Raw genomic sequence first — 18,811 nt, 5'->3', positions numbered from 1 at the left:
CTACTTGTGAAGGATCTGCCCATGACCAACCTTCTTGGTGAATTTTTTGGAACGATGATGCTGATTACCTTTGGTGCTGGCGTTGTTGCCTGCGTTTTGCTTAAAGACTCCAAGGGCAACGGCGGCGGCTGGATTGTTATCACGGCGGGCTGGGCTTTTGGCGTCATGCTCGGGGTGTTTACATCGGTGGCGCTTGGCGCGCCCCAGGCTGACCTTAACCCGGCTGTAACCCTGGCCAAGACCATGCTTGGCGTTTACGGCGCGAGCCAGGCTTTCGTAACCATGCTGGCGCAAATCGCTGGCGGTTTCACCGGCGCTGCCATTGTCTGGCTTGCCTACCTGCCCCACTGGGCACCGACTGAAGATCCCGGCCTCAAGCTGGCTGTTTTCAGCACCGCCCCTGCCATCCGCAGCTACGGTCAGAACTTCCTGTGCGAAGTTATCGGCACGTTCATGCTACTTTTTGGCATCTTTGCCATTTTTCACACCAACAACGGCACCCTGCCTTCCGGTTACGGCCCCTACATGGTGGGCATCCTCGTGTGGGCCTTGGGTCTCAGCCTTGGCGGCCCCACCGGTTACGCCATCAACCCCGCCCGTGACCTTGGCCCCCGCATTGCGCATGCGGTGCTGCCCATTGCCGGCAAGGGTTCTTCTGATTGGGCCTATGCCTGGATTCCGGTGTGCGCTCCCATGGTCGGCGCTGTGCTTGCCTACGTTGTGGGCAAGGCCGTAGGCCTGATTTAGACTTTCTGAGCAACTCCGTGCTGCCTCAGCGCACAGGTTCCGGTACTCCTGCGCGTTGCGGCAACAAACAACAACCATGCTTTCGGAGGATTATATGGCTCATAAATACATTCTGTCGCTTGATCAGGGCACTACCAGCTCGCGCGCCATTCTTTTTGACCGCGATGCCAACATAGTACAGGTTGCCCAGCGGGAATTTACCCAGATATTCCCCCAGCCCGGCTGGGTTGAACATAACCCCAATGAAATCTTTGACACGCAGTCGCATGTTGCCAAGGAATGCCTGAAACACGCCAACGTGCAGAGCAACGAACTGGCCGCAGTGGGCATCACCAACCAGCGCGAAACCACTGTTGTGTGGGACAAGGCCACCGGCGCACCCGTATACAATGCCATTGTGTGGCAAGACCGCCGTACGGCTGGTTTTTGCGACCAGCTGCGCGCTGCGGGCAAGGCTGACGTTATTCGTCAGAAAACCGGCCTTGTGCTCGATGCCTATTTTTCCGGCACCAAGGTGCGCTGGATACTCGACAACGTGCCCGGCGCTCGCGCCAAGGCCGAAGCGGGCGAACTGCTTTTCGGCACCATTGATACATGGCTTATCTGGAACTTCAGCAAGCGCGGCGCGCATGTGACCGACCCTTCCAACGCCAGCCGCACCCTGCTCTTCAACATTCACACTGGCCAGTGGGATGATGAACTGCTTGAAATCATCGGCGTGCCGCGCGCCATGCTGCCCGAAGTGGCCCCCTCCTCCAGCGTCATGGCGCAGACCCATCCTGAATTTTTCGGTCAGGCTGTGCCCATTGCGGGCGTGGCTGGCGACCAGCAGGCCGCTACCTACGGCAATGCCTGCATGAACGAAGGCATGGCCAAAAACACCTATGGCACGGGCTGCTTCCTGCTGCTCAACACAGGCACCAAGGCCCGCGAAAGCAAGAACAACATGCTGACCACCGTGGCGTGGGAAACGCCCAAGGGCCGTTATTACGCACTTGAGGGCAGTGTTTTTGTGGGCGGCGCAGTGGTGCAGTGGCTGCGCGACGGCCTTGGCTTTATTCGTGACTCTTCTGAAATGGAAAGCCTTGCCATCACCGTGCCGGACAATGGCGGCGTGTACCTTGTGCCCGCTTTTGTGGGCATGGGCGCTCCCTACTGGGATCAGTACGCCCGAGGCACCATGGTTGGCATCACGCGCGGCACCAACCGTGGGCACATTGCCAGGGCGGCGATTGAATCCATTGCCCTGCAGACCCTCGACATCATGGAGGCCATGCAGAAAGACGCGGGCGTTCCCCTGACCACCCTGCGCGTGGACGGCGGCGCAAGCCGCAACAACATGCTCATGCAGTGCCAGGCCAACCTCACAGGCGTGGTTGTTGAGCGCCCCATGGTTACGGAAACAACCGCCCTTGGCGCGGCCTACCTTGCCGGTCTGGCTGTGGGCTTCTGGGAAAGCGAAGAGCAGCTCTGCGCCCAGTGGAAACTTGACCGCCGCTTTGAGCCCAACATGCCCGAAGACCGTCGGCAGGAACTGCTGCACCAGTGGCACCGCGCTGTGGAGCGGGCCAGAAGCTGGATTGAAGAATAAACTTGGCCCCGGCCAGAACCGGGCGCATAATGCATAAACAACAGGGCTGCTCCATTGGGGCGGCCCTGTTTTGCGTGATTATCAGGTGTTGTTACAAAAACTGCTTCGCAGATTATGAGTTGCTATATGTTGATAATATACTGTTATTGAATATTATTTTTTGATTATCATGTGTATTATCTACCTTGCAAATTTTTACGAAGGTGGCTAAATTGACATTGAAATTAAATTTCAAACCTGCTAATTCGTGACCTCATCTGAAAAGTGTTTTCAATCCTGCCCGCACGTCTGAACGTGAGCGGCGCGTTTCGCCGACCATAAGGATACGTAATGTTGTGCCATTCTCGCCTTAATCTTGCCGGAAGCGCCACCCGCCGCGAAAAACTCGTTCCTTGCAGCTCTGCTGTGACAGAAATCATCCACCAGCTTGCGGAATCACTCGGCAAGGCCATAGACGCCAAGGATACCTATACTCTCGCCCATTCAGAAGAAGTTGCCATCATCTCGCAGTCTTTGGCCCTTGCAATGGGTCTGGGGCACCAGGTTGCCGACATAATCCATGTGGCTGGTCACCTGCATGATCTTGGCAAAATTGGTGTTCCTGACGAGATACTGGCCAAAACATCCGCTCTTACTCCCAAGGAATGGCTGGCAATCCGCAGGCATCCAGACATGGGGGCCGACATTCTTGCTCCCATAGCCTGCCTTCGGGATTGCGGCATTGTGGATATGGTACGCGCCCACCACGAACGTTTTGACGGCAACGGTTACCCACAGGGGCTTAAAGGCGGGCATATTCCCCTGGGCGCACGCATCATCACCGTTGCGGATAGTCTTTCTGCCATGCTGCAATCACGCCCATACCGCCAGGCCAAGAGCTTTGACGAGGCCTGCCGTGAAATCATCAAAGGCACGGGCAGCCAGTTCGACCCGGATGTGGTCAAAGCCTTTATGAGCATCAGGGACAGACTGCGTGACCTTGTTGCCATGTTGCGTGTGGACTGAACATCCATCAAAAAGTGCCAGAAAATCCAGCACGCGGTGTTGTGCACAAGGTCCTTCACAGCTTGTAACCTGCCGAACCTGCGGCTCATACTGCTGCCGGGCATCTGCAATTCAAGCAGTCAACCCATGCAAACTGTTTGACTGCCTTAAAGTAAGTGGTTAAATTGTCGTATTGGCAAATGCACGGCCCACGCTGTGTTTCGTGAGGTTTTGTCCTCGCGGTGTGGATGCTGATGGTTGCAGCGCAGCGCAAACGCACGGCATTCGCCGTGCTGCTTTTTTGCCAAGCCCGCGCAACCAGCCAGCCATCGCTAATATTATGCGGCAGGCCTTTGCGCCGCTATGCAGCCGGATTCTAACCCACCGGCACACTCCTGACCTCTGAATTCCAGGCAGATTTATGCAAACAAACATATCATCGGCCATGAGTCGCGAAGCGCTCAGACGCCGCACTTTCGGCATTATTTCCCACCCTGACGCAGGCAAGACAACCCTCACGGAAAAGCTGCTGCTGTTCGGCGGAGCCATCCAGATGGCGGGCGCGGTCAAAGCCAAGAAGGCCCAGCGCCATGCCACTTCTGACTGGATGGAAGTTGAACGCGAGCGCGGCATTTCCGTTTCATCCTCGGTGATGAAGTTCACCTACGCCGATCATATCATCAATCTGCTTGATACGCCCGGTCACCAGGACTTTTCAGAAGATACCTACCGCGTGCTCACGGCTGTGGATTCCGCCCTCATGGTCATTGACTCGGTCAAGGGTGTTGAAACGCAGACCCGTAAGCTCATGGAAGTGTGCCGCATGCGCGACACGCCCATTTTGACCTTTATCAACAAGCTTGACCGCGAAGGCCGCGATGCCTTTGACCTCTTGAGCGATATTGAGCAGACACTGGGCATTCAGGCCGCGCCCATGACCTGGCCCATTGGCATGGGCAAAAGCTTTCAGGGCGTGTACGACATAGAGCGGCAGGCCATCCGCTTTTTTGCGGAGGACGGCAAAAAGACCTCCCGCCCCAAGGAAGCCCTGGTCATTAATGGATTGAACGATCCGCAACTTGTCGAACTGATTGGTGAAGACGCCGCCGAACAACTGCGCACGGAGATTGACCTGCTGGAAGGCGCGGGCTTTCCTTTTGACAAGGAACTGTACCTCAAGGGCAAGCAGACGCCGGTGTTTTTTGGCAGCGCGGTCAACAATTTCGGCGTTCAGGAGCTGCTCGACACTCTTGTGCGCCTTGCCCCTGGCCCCATCCCCCGCGTGGCGGAATGCGCCACGGGCGAACGCGTGGTCAATCCGCTTGAAGAAGATTTTTCCGGCGTTGTTTTCAAGATTCAGGCAAACATGGACCCCGCCCACCGCGACAGAATTGCCTTTATGCGCATATGTTCCGGCAGGTTCGAGCGCGGCATGAAGGTCAAGCACCACCGCATCGGCAAAGAGGTGCAGCTTTCGCGGGCAATCACCTTTATGGCGCAAGACCGTGAAGGCGTTGAAGACGCATGGCCCGGCGATATTATCGGTTTGCATAACCACGGCACCCTGAAAATAGGCGACACGCTCACAACCTCGGAGCCGCTCAAGTTTACGGGTATTCCCAACTTTTCGCCCGAGCATTTTCGCCGTGTGCAGCTGGCTGACCCCTTGCGCTCCAAGCAGCTTGCCAAGGGCCTGAAACAACTTGCGGAAGAAGGGGCCATTCAGGTTTTTCGCCCGATCACTGACAGCTCGCACATTCTTGGCGCAGTGGGCGTGTTGCAGTTTGACGTTATCATTGCCCGGCTCAAGGCCGAATACGGCGTTATTGCCCTGTACGAGCCCTGCCCCATTTCTGCCGCGCGCTGGATAACCTCCAATGACCGGGCGGCGCTGGAGTCATTTAAATCCGACCAGCAGTCAAACCTCGCCTACGATGGCGACGACTGCCTTGCCATCCTTTCCAGTAGCGAATGGCGGCTCTCAAGGGTTATTGAAGAATGGCCGCAGATAACCTTTCACACCACACGTGAAATCAGATAGCCGTACAAGAACTTCATCTGTTCGCATCTGCATAAAATTGAATAACCGCACAAAATCCTGCAAAAACGGATTTTTGTGCGGTTATTTTCAATTCTGATTACATAGTGAGGTGCCGCAGGCCGCGCCTTACGGGAATATAGAGTTTCTGCACCCACAAAACCATGCTTGAAAAGTTGGCAAAGCAGGCATATATGGTCTACTTGATTATGCTCGCTCTTTGGCCTTTTTGTTCAGGTGCCGCCTTCGGTGAGGAAGCCCACACGCCTGAATCCCGCAACTTTCTTTCAACCACCCCTTTATGCTAAAAAGATTCCTGATTTTTCTGTTTATGCTGGTAGCCATGCTTGAGGTGGCATCCTATTTCTACATCAAGTATATAAACACAAACATTCAGATGCCGTCTTACAGTCTGGTGAACGTTAACAGCAAGTTCTGGACGTTCAGCGACGAGCATTTTGGCGTATGGCACCACCCTTCATCCACATATTTGCACAAAAAGGCCTGCTTCACGGCCCAGTACGCTTCCAATGCCTTTGGCATGCGCGACAAGGAGCGCACCAAGGATGCAGACCAGCCGCGCGTGGTTATTCTGGGCGATTCTTTTATTGAAGGATGGGGCAACAGCCCGGAAGACAGGCTCTCCAACCTGCTTGAGGCTTCGACTGGCAAGGAAGTGCTCAATTTCGGCACGTCCGGCGGTTTTGGCACCATTCAAGAATGGCTGCAATACAAGCATATGGTTAAACAGTTCAGGCATGATGTTGTTCTGCTGGGCATTCTGCCCCGCAATGATTTTGAAGATAACAGCCTGGATTTCTACTACACGCAGGACACGGACGATTACCGCCCATATCTGGTTGGCGATTATCCTGATTACAAGCTTTTTTACCCGGTTAAAAAGCTGCCCCAGCCGACTAAGGTTCAGGCCTTGGCAAAGAGCTTCAAGCTCACACTGCTGGAATGGAGCTGCCTGTACCGGGTTGCTATTTATCTGAATGATTTCAAGATCGAAAACATGAAGCTTGTACCCCGCTGGACACCGGAAAATACCGGTGATCCTTCGGGCGGCTCCATGTACTATTCCGTGCCAGAGAACGAATGGAACATCATGCGCTATTCCATTGAACAGCTTGTGGCCGAAGCGGGGAACCGCAAGGTTATTCTGTTCACCATTCCTGCCTATCAGGATTTTGAGCACTATGACGGCAAGGAACCGCCCCTTGCCCGCAAGCTGCGCGAACTGGCCGGGCACACCGGCGCGACTTATGTGGACTTGATGCCTGCCATGCTTGCACGCGGCGTCAAATACCCCGACCTGTATTTCAGTTGCGACAAGCACTGGAATGCCTTTGGCAACGCTGTTGCCGCAGACATTCTTGAGCCATATGTGCGCGCCGCCCTGCAATCATCCCCCGCTGCAAGAGGAAACTGATGCAACACCGCAAACTACATTTCGGCTTTTTGCCTGCTGCCGTGAGCAACAAGGAATGCGCCGATACCGCTATGGCCATGACGTTGATATGTCTGTTGGCCGTCATGTTCACCCGGTCGCTCACCCTGTTGCCCCTTGCTCTGGGGCTGCTGCTGGCGGGCATGGTCTGGCCCCGCTTGTACTCGCCCCTGGCAAAGCTCTGGCTGGGCCTTTCCCTGCTGCTTGGCTCCGTCATGTCGCGTTTGCTGCTGAGCGTCATATTTTTTGTTGTTGTGACCCCGCTGGCGCTTGTCATGCGTCTTTTCGGGCATGACCCCATGCGCCGCAAAGGCTGGAAAAAGAGCACGGATTCCACCTTTGTTTCGCGCGACCATACCTTTGAAGCAAAAGATCTGGAACATCCTTTTTAGGATTTGTTCCTTCAGGAGATATCAATGGATTTTCTTAAAGACCTGCTGCAATTTTTTTTGCAGCGCAAAAAATTCTGGCTGCTTCCCCTTGTGCTCGTTCTGCTGCTGTTTGGCGTGCTTGTGGTGATGACCAGCGGCTCGGCCATAGCGCCCTTTATTTACTCTGTTTTTTAACAGCATCTGGTCAGGCGCACCCAGCGCCAACGACACATGGGAGCCTTCATGCCCAGAGCCATTCTTGGCATTTCTGCCTATTATCACGACTCCGCAGCCGTGCTGCTGGTGGACGGCAAAATTGTTGCAGCCGCTCACGAAGAGCGCTTTTCACGCATCAAGCACGATTCCGGATTTCCCAGCCACGCTGCGGCCTACGTGCTGCGTGAGGGCGGGCTGAATATTGCCGATCTTGAGGCTGTGGCTTTTTACGACAAGCCCTACCTCAAGTTCGAGCGCCTGCTTGAAACCTACAACGGCTTTGCCCCGGCTGGCCTGCGCAGCTTTCTTTCCGCCATTCCCGTCTGGATCAAGGAAAAGCTGTTCATGCGCTCCATGCTGCGCGAGGCCATAGCCAAGCTCGGCCCCGGCTCGCCCAAGATGCTTTTTCCAGAGCACCATCTTTCGCACGCTGCCAGCGCCTTTTATCCCTCGCCCTTTGACAGGGCCGCCATCCTGACCATTGATGGCGTTGGCGAATGGGCAACCACCACCATTGGCCTTGGCGAGAACGCCAGCATCCGCATCCTCAAAGAGCAGCAGTTCCCGCACTCGCTGGGCCTGCTCTACACGGCTTTTACCGCGTACTGCGGCTTCAAGGTCAATTCGGGCGAATACAAGCTCATGGGGCTTGCGCCTTACGGCGATGGCGACATGGCGCTTGTGGAAAGGCTCAAAAAAGCCATCTGCGACGGCCTTGTGGACATTCGTGAAGACGGCTCCCTGCTGTTGAACATGGAATACTTTGACTATGCCACCGGCCTGCGCATGTATAAGCGCGACAAGTGGGAAAAGCTGCTGGGTATTCCCCCGCGCGATGCGGAAAGCGAAATCGGCCAGGAATACATGGCTCTGGCGCTGGCTATCCAGCAGGTGACGGAAGACATCGTGCTCAAGCTGGCCCGCACAGCCCGCGAACTGACCGGCTGTGATAATCTGGTCATGGCAGGCGGCGTGGCCCTGAACTGCGTTGCCAACGGGCTGCTGATACGCAGCGGCATTTTCAAGAATGTATGGATTCAGCCTGCCTCCGGCGACTCTGGCGGCGCGCTGGGAGCGGCGCAGGCTGCCTGGCACATCTGGGGCGGCAACGAGCGTCCATCCCCCAACGGTATTGATGCCATGCAAGGCTCCTATCTTGGGCCGGAGTTTTCACGCAACGACATTCTGCGGGTTGCGCGCCGTTTTGACGCGCCCTATACCGAATACACCAACCTCGAAGAACTGTACTCCACGGTGGCCCAGCATCTGGCGGACGGCGCTGTGGTTGGCTGGTTTCAGGGCCGCATGGAATACGGCCCCCGTGCCTTGGGCGACAGGTCTATTCTGGGTGACCCCAGAAGACCTGAAATGCAAAAAAAGCTGAACCTCAAGATCAAGTTTCGCGAGGGGTTCCGCCCCTTTGCGCCTTCTGTGCTTGAAGAATACTGCGCCGAATGGTTTGATCTTGACGCCAAGTCGCCCTACATGCTGGTGTGCGCCCCTGTGGCGCAGAAGCACCGTACGCAACTGCCGGAAAACGTGCGCGAGCTGCCGCTCTACGACAGGCTGTATCTGCAACGCTCCACGGTCCCGGCCATCACGCATGTGGACTGGTCTGCCCGCATTCAGAGCGTTTCGCGCAGCACCAATCCCCGTTACTGGGGGCTGATAGACACGTTCCGGCGTGAGCAGGGCTGCCCCATGGTCGTCAACACCAGCTTTAACGTGCGTGGCGAACCCATTGTCTGCACTCCCATGGATGCCTATACCTGCTTTATGCGCACAGAAATGGACTTCCTTGTGCTTGGCGACATGATTTTTGACAAGCGTAACCAGCCTGAGTGGCAGGAAAATGTAGACTTCAAGTCCATTTTCACACTCGACTGACGTATAGCTGCATTATAAAAATACCATAAAGCAAGAGCGGAACTCCTGAACGGGGGGTCCGCTCTTGCTTTATACGTATAAACAACACGCTACCCCAATGGCCGTGACGCTGCTATCGCAAAACAAGAAACGCTATTGATAATTGTTTATTTAACGGGACAATCTTGTTGCTGTTCTTTGCAATATTATATAATTTGAATGATGATATATTTCTATTACTATAAGTAATCCCACCAGATATATTTCCCGTTTGTTATCGGGTAAATTTGGAGCTAAAGTGGAATTTCATATTCCAACAATGTTCGTGATGCTGGTCGCCGGTTGCATTGCACTTGCTGTGTCTGCGCTTGCGGCTTCTGAACGCCATGCGGGCGATGGGTTGCGCGAATGGGGTTTGGCCCTCTGCATCCATGCCACAAGTTATATTCTCTTTGCACTGCGCGAAACTATCCCTGGTTTTTTGTCTGTTGTATGCGCAAATGCATTTTTTTCTATTTCATATGCAATTTTTTACTATGCTGTTCATATTTTTCTTGGTGAACATCCGAAATACAGATTTCTGTTCTGGGGGCCACCCCTTATTATTACTGTTGGTGTGCTTATTTTCTATGACTCGGTCATATTTCGCGTGCTGTTGGTCAATGCCATGTTGGCACTTCAGGGATTCCTGGTGCAAAAGGCGCTGTTAAGCTACAAATTTGATTTTTCTGTGCGCGGGCGCAACCTGATGGTATTTGGCATTGGGCTGTCAATTATCGCGCTTGCGTGGAAATTCAGTGTAGCCATTGTTGCTCCCAATCAGATAATGAGCATTTTTCAGACCACTCCGGTTCAGGTAACACTGTACGTTGTCACCTTCATTTCCTTGATCATGGTGTCAACTGGCTTTGCGCTCATGGCAAAAGAGCGCTCGGATGCGGCCTTGCGCAAGGCCGCCCTGTTGGACAGACTGACCGGGTGCTGGAACCGTGTTCGCATTGAAGAGATATTGCAGCAGGAAATGGCGCGCATGCACCGCTATGGGCATCCGGTTACGTTGTTGATGCTGGACCTGGACAACTTCAAGCGCATCAATGACCAGTTTGGGCACCTTGCCGGCGATGAAGTGCTGCGGGGTTTTGGGAGGTTGCTGCGCACCGACATACGCGCAACTGATGTGCCGGGGCGCTGGGGCGGGGAAGAATTTGTTGTGGTTTTGCCCTCATCCACTTTTTTTGATGCCGTAACCCTCGCGGAGAATATACGCGACCACCTTGAAAAGTTTAACTTTTCTTTTAATTCAAGGGTTACCGTCAGCATTGGCGTTGCAGCCTGTCGGGCAACGGACACAGTGGAAGAATGGATGCAACGAGCAGATATGGCTCTGTACAGAGCCAAAATTGGCGGCCGCAATCAGGTCAGAGTGGAGGATCTGGACGGCAGTATCAGCAATTTTATTTGCAGCACTTCAAGCTCATTGCGCCTTCAGTGGAGCGAATCTTATGAATGCGGGCATGAGGAAATTGACCGGCAGCACCGCAACCTGTTTGCAACAGCCAACAACCTGCTGCAACTGGACGGCTCCGGCGCTGACAAAAAAGCAATTCCCGCCGCCGTTGAAGGTCTGCTGGCGGACACGGTGGAGCATTTTCAGTTTGAGGAGCGCATCCTGAGCCAGATTGGATGCCCGGATGCGCCCGCGCACATGCAAGCACATCAGCATTTGCTGGACAGAGCCAACATCCTGTTGGCCCAGTTCCAGCGCGATGGCGCAGACATCGCGGCACTTCTGCACTTCATGATTTACGAGCTGACAGCTCAGCACATCATGATTGACGACAGATGCTTTGGCAAAATTGACGCCGCAGCGCCTGAAATACCGGCTCCGTGAGGCGGCTGCACACCAGCCAGCGCCGACTGCCTGAAAATTAAGCCTTGCCCCTGCCCTGCCGCACAAAAAATCCCGCAATGCCAAAAATCATGGCGGGCAACATCCAGCCAAGCCCCACAGATTCAAAAGGCAGCATGGCCGTCAGCCCGATGGGCAGCCCAAAATCTTCAAGCACGCTCAGGCCGCTGCTCAGCAAAGCGCCAACGGTGGCAAAACGAAAGATGTTGTCGTTCTTGATGAACTTGTCAAACAGTGAAAGCACGATAACAGCGAGAGTGCCGGGGTACAGAAAAATCAGTACCGGGGCCGCAAGGGAAATGATACTATCCAGCCCCACGTTTGAGGCCACCATGCTGAACAAACCCGTGGTGATGACCACAGCCCTGTAGCTGAAGCGCCCCTTGCTGAACTGCGAAATAAAGGTGCCCGTGGTGCCTATCAGCCCCACAGCCGTTGCCATGCAGGAAACACTTATAACTACAGCCAGCAACCCATTGCTGGCACTGCCAAATAGCCCGCCCACAAGGCCGGATACCAGCGCGCCCTTTTCCGTATCAGCCGGATACAGCCCGGAGCCTGTAGCACCAAGGTAGCACAGCCCACCGTAGATTATGAACAGCAACAAGCCAGCCACAAGGCTCGACAAGCCAACGGAAAGCGCCTTTTGGCTGCCGGAGGTATAGCCCTTGGCCTTGAGCGTATTCACAATAATAAAACCGTAAACCAGCGAGGCCATGACATCCAGGGTTTGATATCCGGCGAGGATGCTGTTCCAGGCAACCCTGGCATCGTGCACACCGGGGTTGATTTCACCCAGCGGCCACACCACGGCGGCGCATACAATCAGGAAAAAGCCGCCGATCTTGATGGGCGAAAGGTAGCGGGCAATGGCGTCCACCATATTGGATTCGCGGTACGCCAGTAAGGTCGAAATGCCAAAAAAAGCCCCTGAATAGAGAACCTTTGCAAGGCTGAACCCCTTGGACGAATAGCCAAGCGGCGCAAAGGAAATGGCAAAGGCAGTGGCCCCGGTACGAGGAATGGCCAGCAACGGTCCAATACACATGATGATTGCCAGCATCATGAGCATGGCCGGGATTCCGCCAAGCCTGTGGAAAAGCCCTTCCTTTCTGTCAATGCAAGAAGAAGCCAGCATAGCGTAAATGGTCAGCAGGGCAAGGCCCACATCTGCCGCATAATAGCACAAAAAACCCATGAACCACTGCGATCCCGCGGTCAGACCGATGTAGGGGGGGAAAACCACGTTTCCCGCGCCAAAAAGCATGGCGAACAGGGCCGCCCCAACCACAAAGGAATCGCGCACGAGTTTTTTGTTCATAAAATTCCAGTAGTACGAGTATTTCAGGGGCCTGCCCTTTGCCGAGGCACGGCGCAAGCCACCCGCGCCGCCTCAAATATCAGAAGGCGAGGCCGCAGGCTATATGGTCAGGTCATATTTTTTTGGGTCAGGCGCGGCAGGAGTTCAAAAATAGTAACCTTTCAGCACGTTATTGCGTAGGTCAGAGCAAAAAAAGCGGCTCTGCCGTTTATTGCAAACAGCAGAGCCGCTACAGATCAAGGCCATTGCGAATGGCCCCAAACCCAAACTTGAGGAATCAATTTACTTGGCCACAGCAAGAATAACCTGCGAGGCCTTAACAATGGCGGTAACCTTTTTGCCGGGTTCCAGGCCAAGGTTCTTGATGCTGCCCATGGTCACAATGGAGGCGATGGAAGCGCCGCCGGGCAGTTCAACAATAACCTCGGCATTGACCGCGCCGGGGGTAACCTTGCTCACAGTACCGGCAAACTGGTTGCGGGTAGAGAGCAGGTAGTTTTCTGCATCATTCATAAGCAGCACAAAGCTGGCCTTGATGAGGGCCATTGCGCTGGCGCCGGGCTTGAGGCCAAGATTCTTGGTGCTCACTTTGGTAATGGAAGCAACAATATTGATACCGCCTTCAACGGACAATTCCACTTCATCATTGACTGCGCCGGAGTTAACGGCAACAACTTTGCCGGAAAAAACGTTTCTTGCACTGGTTTCCATATGATTCTCCTTCAGTTTGCGGAGTGACTGGAATAATCGGGGGGAGGACAACCTCCGCTTGTATGGAACAAAACTACAGGCTTTACAGTAAAAAAGCCAACCACTCGCAGCGTTACACAGATAAATATTAATATACTGTTATTTCATGTGATTAAATCATCCCGATTTTAATTAAATGCGTGAATATAAAAAATATTTTTTTGATGTTCCGGCAAAAGCGCAGAGGCACCCCGATCCACAGAATATGCAGTCTATCCCCGCCGCCAGACCGCACATGGTGACAATGTGTTCAAGACACCGTACCATATTCAGCCACAAGCCGTTCGTTACCGCACCCGAGTGCGGGGCCAGCGGCCTTTCCCTACAACAGCAGCCTTCAGTGGGGCCATGACAGCCACGCCGCGATTAACCGTGGTGAGCACATGCCCAACTGCCAATATCCGGAGAAGATCATGAATACGTTTGATGTTGTCATTATCGGCGGCGGGCCTGGCGGAGCCAAGGCCGCAGGCATACTTGCCCGTGGCGGAAAATCCGTTGCGCTGGTTGAAAGCACTCATATGGGCGGCGTGTGCCTTAACTGCGGCTGCATCCCCACCAAGCTGCTGCTGGGCGCAACCGCTCCAAAAGGATTGCTGCGCGGTCTTGAGCGCCAACGCGTTGCCAAAGGCAGCATTGAGGTGGATTACGATGCGCTGCAAAAACGCATCCAGCGTTTTGTCAAAGCCTCGTCCCAGACCCTGAGCAAGGGGCTGGAACAGCTTGGCGTAACACTTATTGAAGGCCGTGCAGCATGCGTCAGCCCCTCTGAGGTTATGGTGACAGGCGCTGACGGCACCGTGCTGAATCTGCGGGCAGAGCACATCATCCTTGCTGGCGGATCCCGCTCCGCTGCATTCCCCGGCATGACGCCAGACCATGACGCTGTTCTGGACAGCACGGACATACTGCGCGTGCCTGCTGTGCCGGAAAGCCTGATTGTTGTGGGCGCGGGGGCCATCGGCCTTGAAATGGCCGACTTTTTCAACGCAATGGGCTCCAAGGTCTCCATTGTAGAAGCCGCACCCCACCTTGCCCCAACGGAAGATGCCGAGTTTGGTCAGGAAATGGCAAAGCTCCTTGGCAAAACCGGCATAACCTGCATAACAGGCGTTATGGCGGCATCGCTCACAACGCGCGAGGGCGCGGCTGTGCTTGTGCTTGAGGACGGCAGGGAACTGACCGCCGCCAAGGCTCTTGTGGCTGTGGGCAGAACGCCCAACACTGATAATCTTGGGGCGGAAGAAGCCGGATGCACGCTTCAGGCGCGCGGGTTCATCACTGTTGACGAGCATCTTATGGCTGCCCCCAATGTTTACGCCATTGGCGACATCAACGGGCAAACCCTTCTGGCGCATGCTGCGGAGCATCAGGGCGCGTATGTGGCGCGGCGCATTATTGGAGCGCAAAGCGGCCCCTACGCTTCCGGGCCGGTGCCTTCCTGCGTTTACGGCAGCTTGGAAATCATGCGTGTGGGCCTTACCGCAAGGCAGGCCCTGGCCCAGTGCGGCCCGGTGGCTGTTTCCAAGGCGCAACTCATGGGCAACGCCATTGCCCAGGCCGGGGGCGATGCGTCAGGTTTTATCAAGATCGTGTGGCAGAACGACAGCATTGTGGGCATTGCGGCTTTGGGGCATGGGGTTTCGCACCTTGTCACAGCGGCGCAGTTGCTGCTCATAGGGCAATACCACGGCTCTGCGCTCAATGCCTTCATGTTTGCGCACCCGACACTGGACGAAGCGTTACACTCTGCGCTGGAGGCGCCACAAGAACCTTGTGGGGAACCTTTTGCTGGCTGATGCCAGAAATTTCCGCTTTCCCAGCCGCTCAGCCCCGGTCAGTCCCATAAGCCGACCGGGGCTTTTTGTTGCAAGCGTCATATTCCTCATATCGGATTAGGTATTTTTTTTAATTCTTGTCAAACTGCATCATCTTGTCTAAAAAAAACCTGCTTGAATCAATGTTATGCGGAAGTTTTTTCGTGCAATCCTTACCCCCCCTATCAGGAGAGCAACATGCCTTATGTTGAGCGAGTGTTAAATAACCTTAAAGAAACCTATCCCCATGAACCTGTTTTTTTGCAGGCAGTGCAAGAGGTGTTGCAAAGTCTGCAACCCATCCTGGACAAGCAAACTGAATACGCAAAAATGAAAATCCTTGAGCGGATTGTGGAGCCGGAACGCTGCGTCTCCTTCCGCGTGCAATGGATGGACGACACAGGACAGGTTCAGGTTAACCGGGGCTACCGGGTTCAGTACAACTCGGCTCTGGGCCCGTTCAAGGGCGGCCTGCGCTTTCACCCCAGCGTGAATCAGGGCGTGCTTAAATTTCTTGGCTTTGAGCAAATTTTCAAAAACTCGCTCTCGGGCCTTGCCATCGGCGGGGCCAAGGGCGGCTCTGATTTTAACCCCAAGGGCAAATCCAAGACGGAAATCATGCGGTTCTGTCAGGCATTCATGACGGAACTCTGGACGCATATTGGCGCAACCGTTGACGTGCCTGCTGGCGATATTGGCGTGGGCAGTCAGGAAATCAGCTTTCTTTTTGGGCAGTACAAGCGCCTGACCCGGCGCTACGAAGGCGTACTCACCGGCAAAAACCTGCTCTTTGGCGGCTCGCTGGCGCGGCCTGAAGCCACAGGCTACGGCGCTGTGTATTTTGCCCAGGCCATGCTTGATGCGCGCGGCCAGAGCCTTGAAGGCAAGGTCTGCACGGTTTCCGGCGCGGGCAACGTGGCGATCCACTGCTGCCAGAAGCTTATTCAGGTGGGCGCAAAACCCGTGACCGTTTCTGACTCGCGCGGCATGATCTATGACCCAGAGGGCATCAGGCTGGACGTGCTCAAGCAGGTGAAAGAAATTGAGCGCGGCCCCCTCACCCGCTATGCGGAGCTGGTTTCTTCCGCCAAGTACACGCCCGTTGCGGCCTATCCAGCCGGGCGCAACGCCGTGTGGAACGTGCCCTGCTTTGCGGCTTTTCCCTGCGCGACGCAGAACGAACTGAACCTTGCGGACGCGGAAACCCTGCTGGCCAACGGCTGCGGTTGCGTGGCGGAAGGTGCAAACATGCCCTCAACGCTTGACGCAGTGCATGCCTTTATCTCCTCCGGCATCGCCTATGGCCCTGCCAAGGCCGCCAACGCGGGCGGCGTGTCTGTCAGCCAGCTTGAAATGGCGCAGAATGCCAGCATGCAGCGCTGGACGTTTGAAGCGGTGGACAACCAGCTCAAACACATCATGTATGATATTCACCAGCGTGCCGCCGCCACTGCCGCAGAATTCGGCCACAAGGGCAACCTTGTGATGGGCGCGAACATTGCGGGCTTCCGCAAGGTGGCTGATGCCATGATCGCCTTGGGCGTGTAACACTACGGTTGGCAGTCATGCCCTGAGCATGCCTGCCAGGCGAGTATGACAAAAAGCCTGCTGCGTTGCGGAATGTGTCCTGATCAGGAATATTCCGTAACGCAACAGGCTTTTTTGTTTACGCTATAATGCGCGGCAATTCCTTGATGCAACGGTTTGCCGCTACAGTGCCTTGGTGGTGTCGCCAAGGCCAAGCGCCCGCTGCATCAGCACAACATCAACCCACTGGCCGAGCTTGTAGCCAGCAGACTGGAGCACACCCGTGTGCCTGAAGCCATGCGCAGCATGCAGGGCGATGGAACCAGCGTTGCCGCTGTTGCCGATAACAGCCACCATCTGCCGCCAGGGGCCGCGCTCGCACCGTTCAATGAGCGCTTGCAGCAGCACATGGCCCACACCCTGCCCCATGGCCTGCTGCGCAACATAGATGGAATCTTCCAGACAGAATCTGAAAGCAGAACGCGTTCCGTACAGCCCGGCGTAACAATAGCCCACAACAGTATTGCCCTGCCGGGCCACCAGATAGGGCAAACCAAGAGCAAGCACGGCCTGACGGCGGTGCTCCATTTCTTCCACACTGGGTGGCAGCTCTTCAAACGTTGCCAGCCCGTGTAGCACATGCCAGGCGTAAATGCCCTGCACTGCCGCCATATCATCCGGTTGCGCGTCATCCACAACAATGTGCGGCGCACAGCCCGCGCCGGAGCGCAAAGGTTGTGAATCCATGAGTCCAGGCCTCGATGTTGCGGAGTAAAGCTGTTTACCAGCCGTTCAGGTGAACCTTGCTTACGTTGAATCTGTCCGCCTCGGCAAAGGGCTGCGCAGGATGCCCCATGACCACAAGACCGAGCATGTTGATCTGGGCCGGGACATTGAGCAGTTCGCGGATGGGTTCAACGCGGTCTTCAAAGGGGTACATGCCGCACCACACCGTGCCAAGGTTCAGGCCACGCGCGGCAATCAGCATGTTTTCCAGAGCAGCCGTGCAATCCTGCTGCCAGTAGCCTGGAGCTTTGGCTTCATCCGGATTGGCGCAAACCACAATAACCACAGGCGCTTCAGCAGCCATTTTGGCATAGGGGTGCCGCTCGGCAATGGAGGCCAGCAGAGCTTTGTCGCGCACAACCACAAAGTGCCAGGGTTGCTTGTTGTGCGCGCTGGGCGCGCACATGGCGGCCTTGAGTACGAGCTGCAAGTCTTCATCGCTCACAGGCTCAGCCGTGAATTTACGTATGCTGCGGCGGGTAAACAGCGCTTCAAAAACGTCCATCAGCATCTCCTCCTTATATTTTAAAAACATATAAATATTAGTTAGTTACTAAACAATCCAGGCCAGTTGCTCTGCCAATTTATAGGTCAGCATGCCATAACCGATGATAAAACAAAAGAGTACTCTGGATCAGTTGTGCCCAACGCCACTACAACTACTGCAAACAAATTTGCAAAACATATTAACACGTCTGCAATTCATCATATTTTATTCATGATAATATTTCAGAAAAAGCAAACTAAGTATACATAAGTATACTACATAACAAAATTGTGCGTACTTGCATATCTGTAACACTTGCCTATATTGATGCAAATCGCTTTCATAAAGGAGATATTTATGATTATAGAAAGTAATGTCGCAGAAAAAGAAATCGTAATTCAGGTAGCGAAACAAATGGCTATTGCAGCCAGAACAGCCCCAAAAACAAGGGGAATTGACAGCATTGTGATAAAAATCATGACTGGTGATGCAGTTCAGCAACTAGCGGCGCAGATGGCTGAACTTGGAAACGACATGGATGAACAGTTTCGCGCAAGGAACATACGTGACGCACAAAGTGTAAAAAACTCGCATGCAGTTGTTCTTATTGGAACACGGTCAAAACCACGGGGGGTAACATCCTGCGGATTTTGCGGCTTTGCAGATTGCCGGGAATCGCAACAGAAAGGTGGGCATTGCGCTTTTGACGACATTGATCTGGGGATTGCGCTGGGAAGCGCTGTCTCCATTGCAGCAGATAACCGCGTTGATAACAGGATAATGTTTTCCATAGGCAAGACTGCCAAGATTCTGGGGCTACTTGGTAACGGAGTAACGAAAATACTTGGCATACCTTTGTCGGCAACAGGAAAAAACAAATACTTTGACCTTGGGGCATTCCACAAGTCTTAGCAATCCCTGCCCTACAAACCATGCTGTCCCCGGGGC

Annotated in this window: 16 protein-coding genes; 12 read left to right on the top strand and 4 right to left on the bottom strand. The window is 54.6% G+C overall.

Features of this window, described 5'->3' with window-relative positions; genetic code table 11:
- The first annotated feature begins 21 nt into the window (after positions 1-21).
- The 9 genes from G449_RS0115030 (at position 22) to G449_RS17950 (ending at position 11,157) form a co-directional block, all read left to right on the top strand.
- Complete coding sequence (locus G449_RS0115030; protein WP_022660142.1) at positions 22-747, top strand: MIP/aquaporin family protein; 726 nt, start codon at positions 22-24, stop codon at positions 745-747.
- 94 nt (positions 748-841) lie between these two features.
- Entirely contained in the window at positions 842-2,338 is a 1,497-nt protein-coding gene (glpK, locus tag G449_RS0115025) for a glycerol kinase GlpK (RefSeq protein WP_027181062.1), read from the top strand.
- Between the two features lie 330 nt (positions 2,339-2,668).
- Positions 2,669-3,343 (top strand): HD-GYP domain-containing protein, encoded by a 675-nt coding sequence (locus G449_RS17490; protein ID WP_022660140.1) that lies wholly within the window; start codon positions 2,669-2,671, stop codon positions 3,341-3,343.
- Positions 3,344-3,743: 400 nt separating this feature from the next.
- The gene (locus tag G449_RS0115015) at positions 3,744-5,363 is read left to right on the top strand and encodes a peptide chain release factor 3 (RefSeq protein WP_022660139.1); all 1,620 of its coding nucleotides are present in this window, start codon (positions 3,744-3,746) and stop codon (positions 5,361-5,363) included.
- A 298-nt stretch (positions 5,364-5,661) separates the two neighbouring features.
- Positions 5,662-6,795 carry an SGNH/GDSL hydrolase family protein gene (locus G449_RS0115010; protein WP_022660138.1) on the top strand — a complete coding sequence of 378 codons (1,134 nt, stop codon included), beginning with the start codon at positions 5,662-5,664 and terminating at the stop codon, positions 6,793-6,795.
- On the top strand, positions 6,795-7,205 hold the full coding sequence (locus tag G449_RS0115005) for an SxtJ family membrane protein (protein ID WP_022660137.1): 411 nt from the start codon (positions 6,795-6,797) through the stop codon (positions 7,203-7,205). The genes G449_RS0115010 and G449_RS0115005 overlap by 1 nt, the downstream gene beginning before the upstream one ends.
- Before the next feature lie 24 nt (positions 7,206-7,229).
- Entirely contained in the window at positions 7,230-7,379 is a 150-nt protein-coding gene (locus G449_RS18560; RefSeq protein WP_022660136.1) for a DUF5989 family protein, read from the top strand.
- 48 nt (positions 7,380-7,427) lie between these two features.
- Positions 7,428-9,287 (top strand): carbamoyltransferase family protein, encoded by a 1,860-nt coding sequence (locus G449_RS0114995; protein WP_027181060.1) that lies wholly within the window; start codon positions 7,428-7,430, stop codon positions 9,285-9,287.
- A 646-nt stretch (positions 9,288-9,933) separates the two neighbouring features.
- Positions 9,934-11,157, top strand: coding sequence for a diguanylate cyclase (locus G449_RS17950; protein ID WP_159060488.1), 1,224 nt, complete (start codon positions 9,934-9,936; stop codon positions 11,155-11,157).
- A gap of 37 nt (positions 11,158-11,194) precedes the next feature.
- Here G449_RS17950 and brnQ read toward each other — a convergent pair whose 3' ends face one another.
- On the bottom strand, positions 11,195-12,496 hold the full coding sequence (gene brnQ, locus G449_RS0114985; RefSeq protein ID WP_022660133.1) for a branched-chain amino acid transport system II carrier protein: 1,302 nt from the start codon (positions 12,494-12,496) through the stop codon (positions 11,195-11,197).
- A gap of 282 nt (positions 12,497-12,778) precedes the next feature.
- Positions 12,779-13,207, bottom strand: coding sequence for a TOBE domain-containing protein (locus G449_RS0114980; RefSeq protein WP_022660132.1), 429 nt, complete (start codon positions 13,205-13,207; stop codon positions 12,779-12,781).
- 452 nt (positions 13,208-13,659) lie between these two features.
- Here G449_RS0114980 and G449_RS0114975 point away from each other — a divergent pair, with 452 nt between their 5' ends.
- Positions 13,660-15,045, top strand: a complete 1,386-nt coding sequence (locus G449_RS0114975) for a dihydrolipoyl dehydrogenase family protein (RefSeq protein WP_022660131.1) — start codon at positions 13,660-13,662, stop codon at positions 15,043-15,045.
- Positions 15,046-15,261: 216 nt separating this feature from the next.
- A complete protein-coding gene (gdhA, locus tag G449_RS0114970) occupies positions 15,262-16,611 on the top strand; it encodes an NADP-specific glutamate dehydrogenase (protein WP_022660130.1) in 1,350 nt (449 codons plus the stop codon).
- A gap of 162 nt (positions 16,612-16,773) precedes the next feature.
- Here gdhA and G449_RS0114965 read toward each other — a convergent pair whose 3' ends face one another.
- On the bottom strand, positions 16,774-17,337 hold the full coding sequence (locus tag G449_RS0114965) for a GNAT family N-acetyltransferase (RefSeq protein WP_051135475.1): 564 nt from the start codon (positions 17,335-17,337) through the stop codon (positions 16,774-16,776).
- Positions 17,338-17,371: 34 nt separating this feature from the next.
- Positions 17,372-17,881, bottom strand: a complete 510-nt coding sequence (locus G449_RS0114960; protein WP_027181058.1) for a nitroreductase family protein — start codon at positions 17,879-17,881, stop codon at positions 17,372-17,374.
- Positions 17,882-18,220: 339 nt separating this feature from the next.
- Between G449_RS0114960 and G449_RS0114955 the strand changes: the two genes are divergently transcribed.
- Positions 18,221-18,775, top strand: coding sequence for a ferredoxin domain-containing protein (locus tag G449_RS0114955; RefSeq protein WP_022660127.1), 555 nt, complete (start codon positions 18,221-18,223; stop codon positions 18,773-18,775).
- Positions 18,776-18,811: the final 36 nt, after the last annotated feature.

Origin of the sequence: Desulfovibrio desulfuricans DSM 642 (genome assembly GCF_000420465.1) — a bacterium.
GTDB lineage: Bacteria > Desulfobacterota > Desulfovibrionia > Desulfovibrionales > Desulfovibrionaceae > Desulfovibrio > Desulfovibrio desulfuricans.
This window is presented reverse-complemented; position numbering and strand designations above follow the sequence as displayed.

Excerpts from the sequence above, each read along its gene's own strand:
- G449_RS0115030 (WP_022660142.1), top strand. The coding sequence starts at position 22 with ATGACCAACCTTCTTGGTGAATTTTTTGGAACGATGATGCTGATTACC.
- glpK (WP_027181062.1), top strand. The coding sequence starts at position 842 with ATGGCTCATAAATACATTCTGTCGCTTGATCAGGGCACTACCAGCTCG.
- G449_RS17490 (WP_022660140.1), top strand. The coding sequence starts at position 2,669 with ATGTTGTGCCATTCTCGCCTTAATCTTGCCGGAAGCGCCACCCGCCGC.
- G449_RS0115015 (WP_022660139.1), top strand. The coding sequence starts at position 3,744 with ATGCAAACAAACATATCATCGGCCATGAGTCGCGAAGCGCTCAGACGC.
- G449_RS0115010 (WP_022660138.1), top strand. The coding sequence starts at position 5,662 with ATGCTAAAAAGATTCCTGATTTTTCTGTTTATGCTGGTAGCCATGCTT.
- G449_RS0115005 (WP_022660137.1), top strand. The coding sequence starts at position 6,795 with ATGCAACACCGCAAACTACATTTCGGCTTTTTGCCTGCTGCCGTGAGC.
- G449_RS18560 (WP_022660136.1), top strand. The coding sequence starts at position 7,230 with ATGGATTTTCTTAAAGACCTGCTGCAATTTTTTTTGCAGCGCAAAAAA.
- G449_RS0114995 (WP_027181060.1), top strand. The coding sequence starts at position 7,428 with ATGCCCAGAGCCATTCTTGGCATTTCTGCCTATTATCACGACTCCGCA.
- G449_RS17950 (WP_159060488.1), top strand. The coding sequence starts at position 9,934 with ATGTTGGCACTTCAGGGATTCCTGGTGCAAAAGGCGCTGTTAAGCTAC.
- brnQ (WP_022660133.1), bottom strand. The coding sequence starts at position 12,496 with ATGAACAAAAAACTCGTGCGCGATTCCTTTGTGGTTGGGGCGGCCCTG.
- G449_RS0114980 (WP_022660132.1), bottom strand. The coding sequence starts at position 13,207 with ATGGAAACCAGTGCAAGAAACGTTTTTTCCGGCAAAGTTGTTGCCGTT.
- G449_RS0114975 (WP_022660131.1), top strand. The coding sequence starts at position 13,660 with ATGAATACGTTTGATGTTGTCATTATCGGCGGCGGGCCTGGCGGAGCC.
- gdhA (WP_022660130.1), top strand. The coding sequence starts at position 15,262 with ATGCCTTATGTTGAGCGAGTGTTAAATAACCTTAAAGAAACCTATCCC.
- G449_RS0114965 (WP_051135475.1), bottom strand. The coding sequence starts at position 17,337 with ATGGATTCACAACCTTTGCGCTCCGGCGCGGGCTGTGCGCCGCACATT.
- G449_RS0114960 (WP_027181058.1), bottom strand. The coding sequence starts at position 17,881 with ATGGACGTTTTTGAAGCGCTGTTTACCCGCCGCAGCATACGTAAATTC.
- G449_RS0114955 (WP_022660127.1), top strand. The coding sequence starts at position 18,221 with ATGATTATAGAAAGTAATGTCGCAGAAAAAGAAATCGTAATTCAGGTA.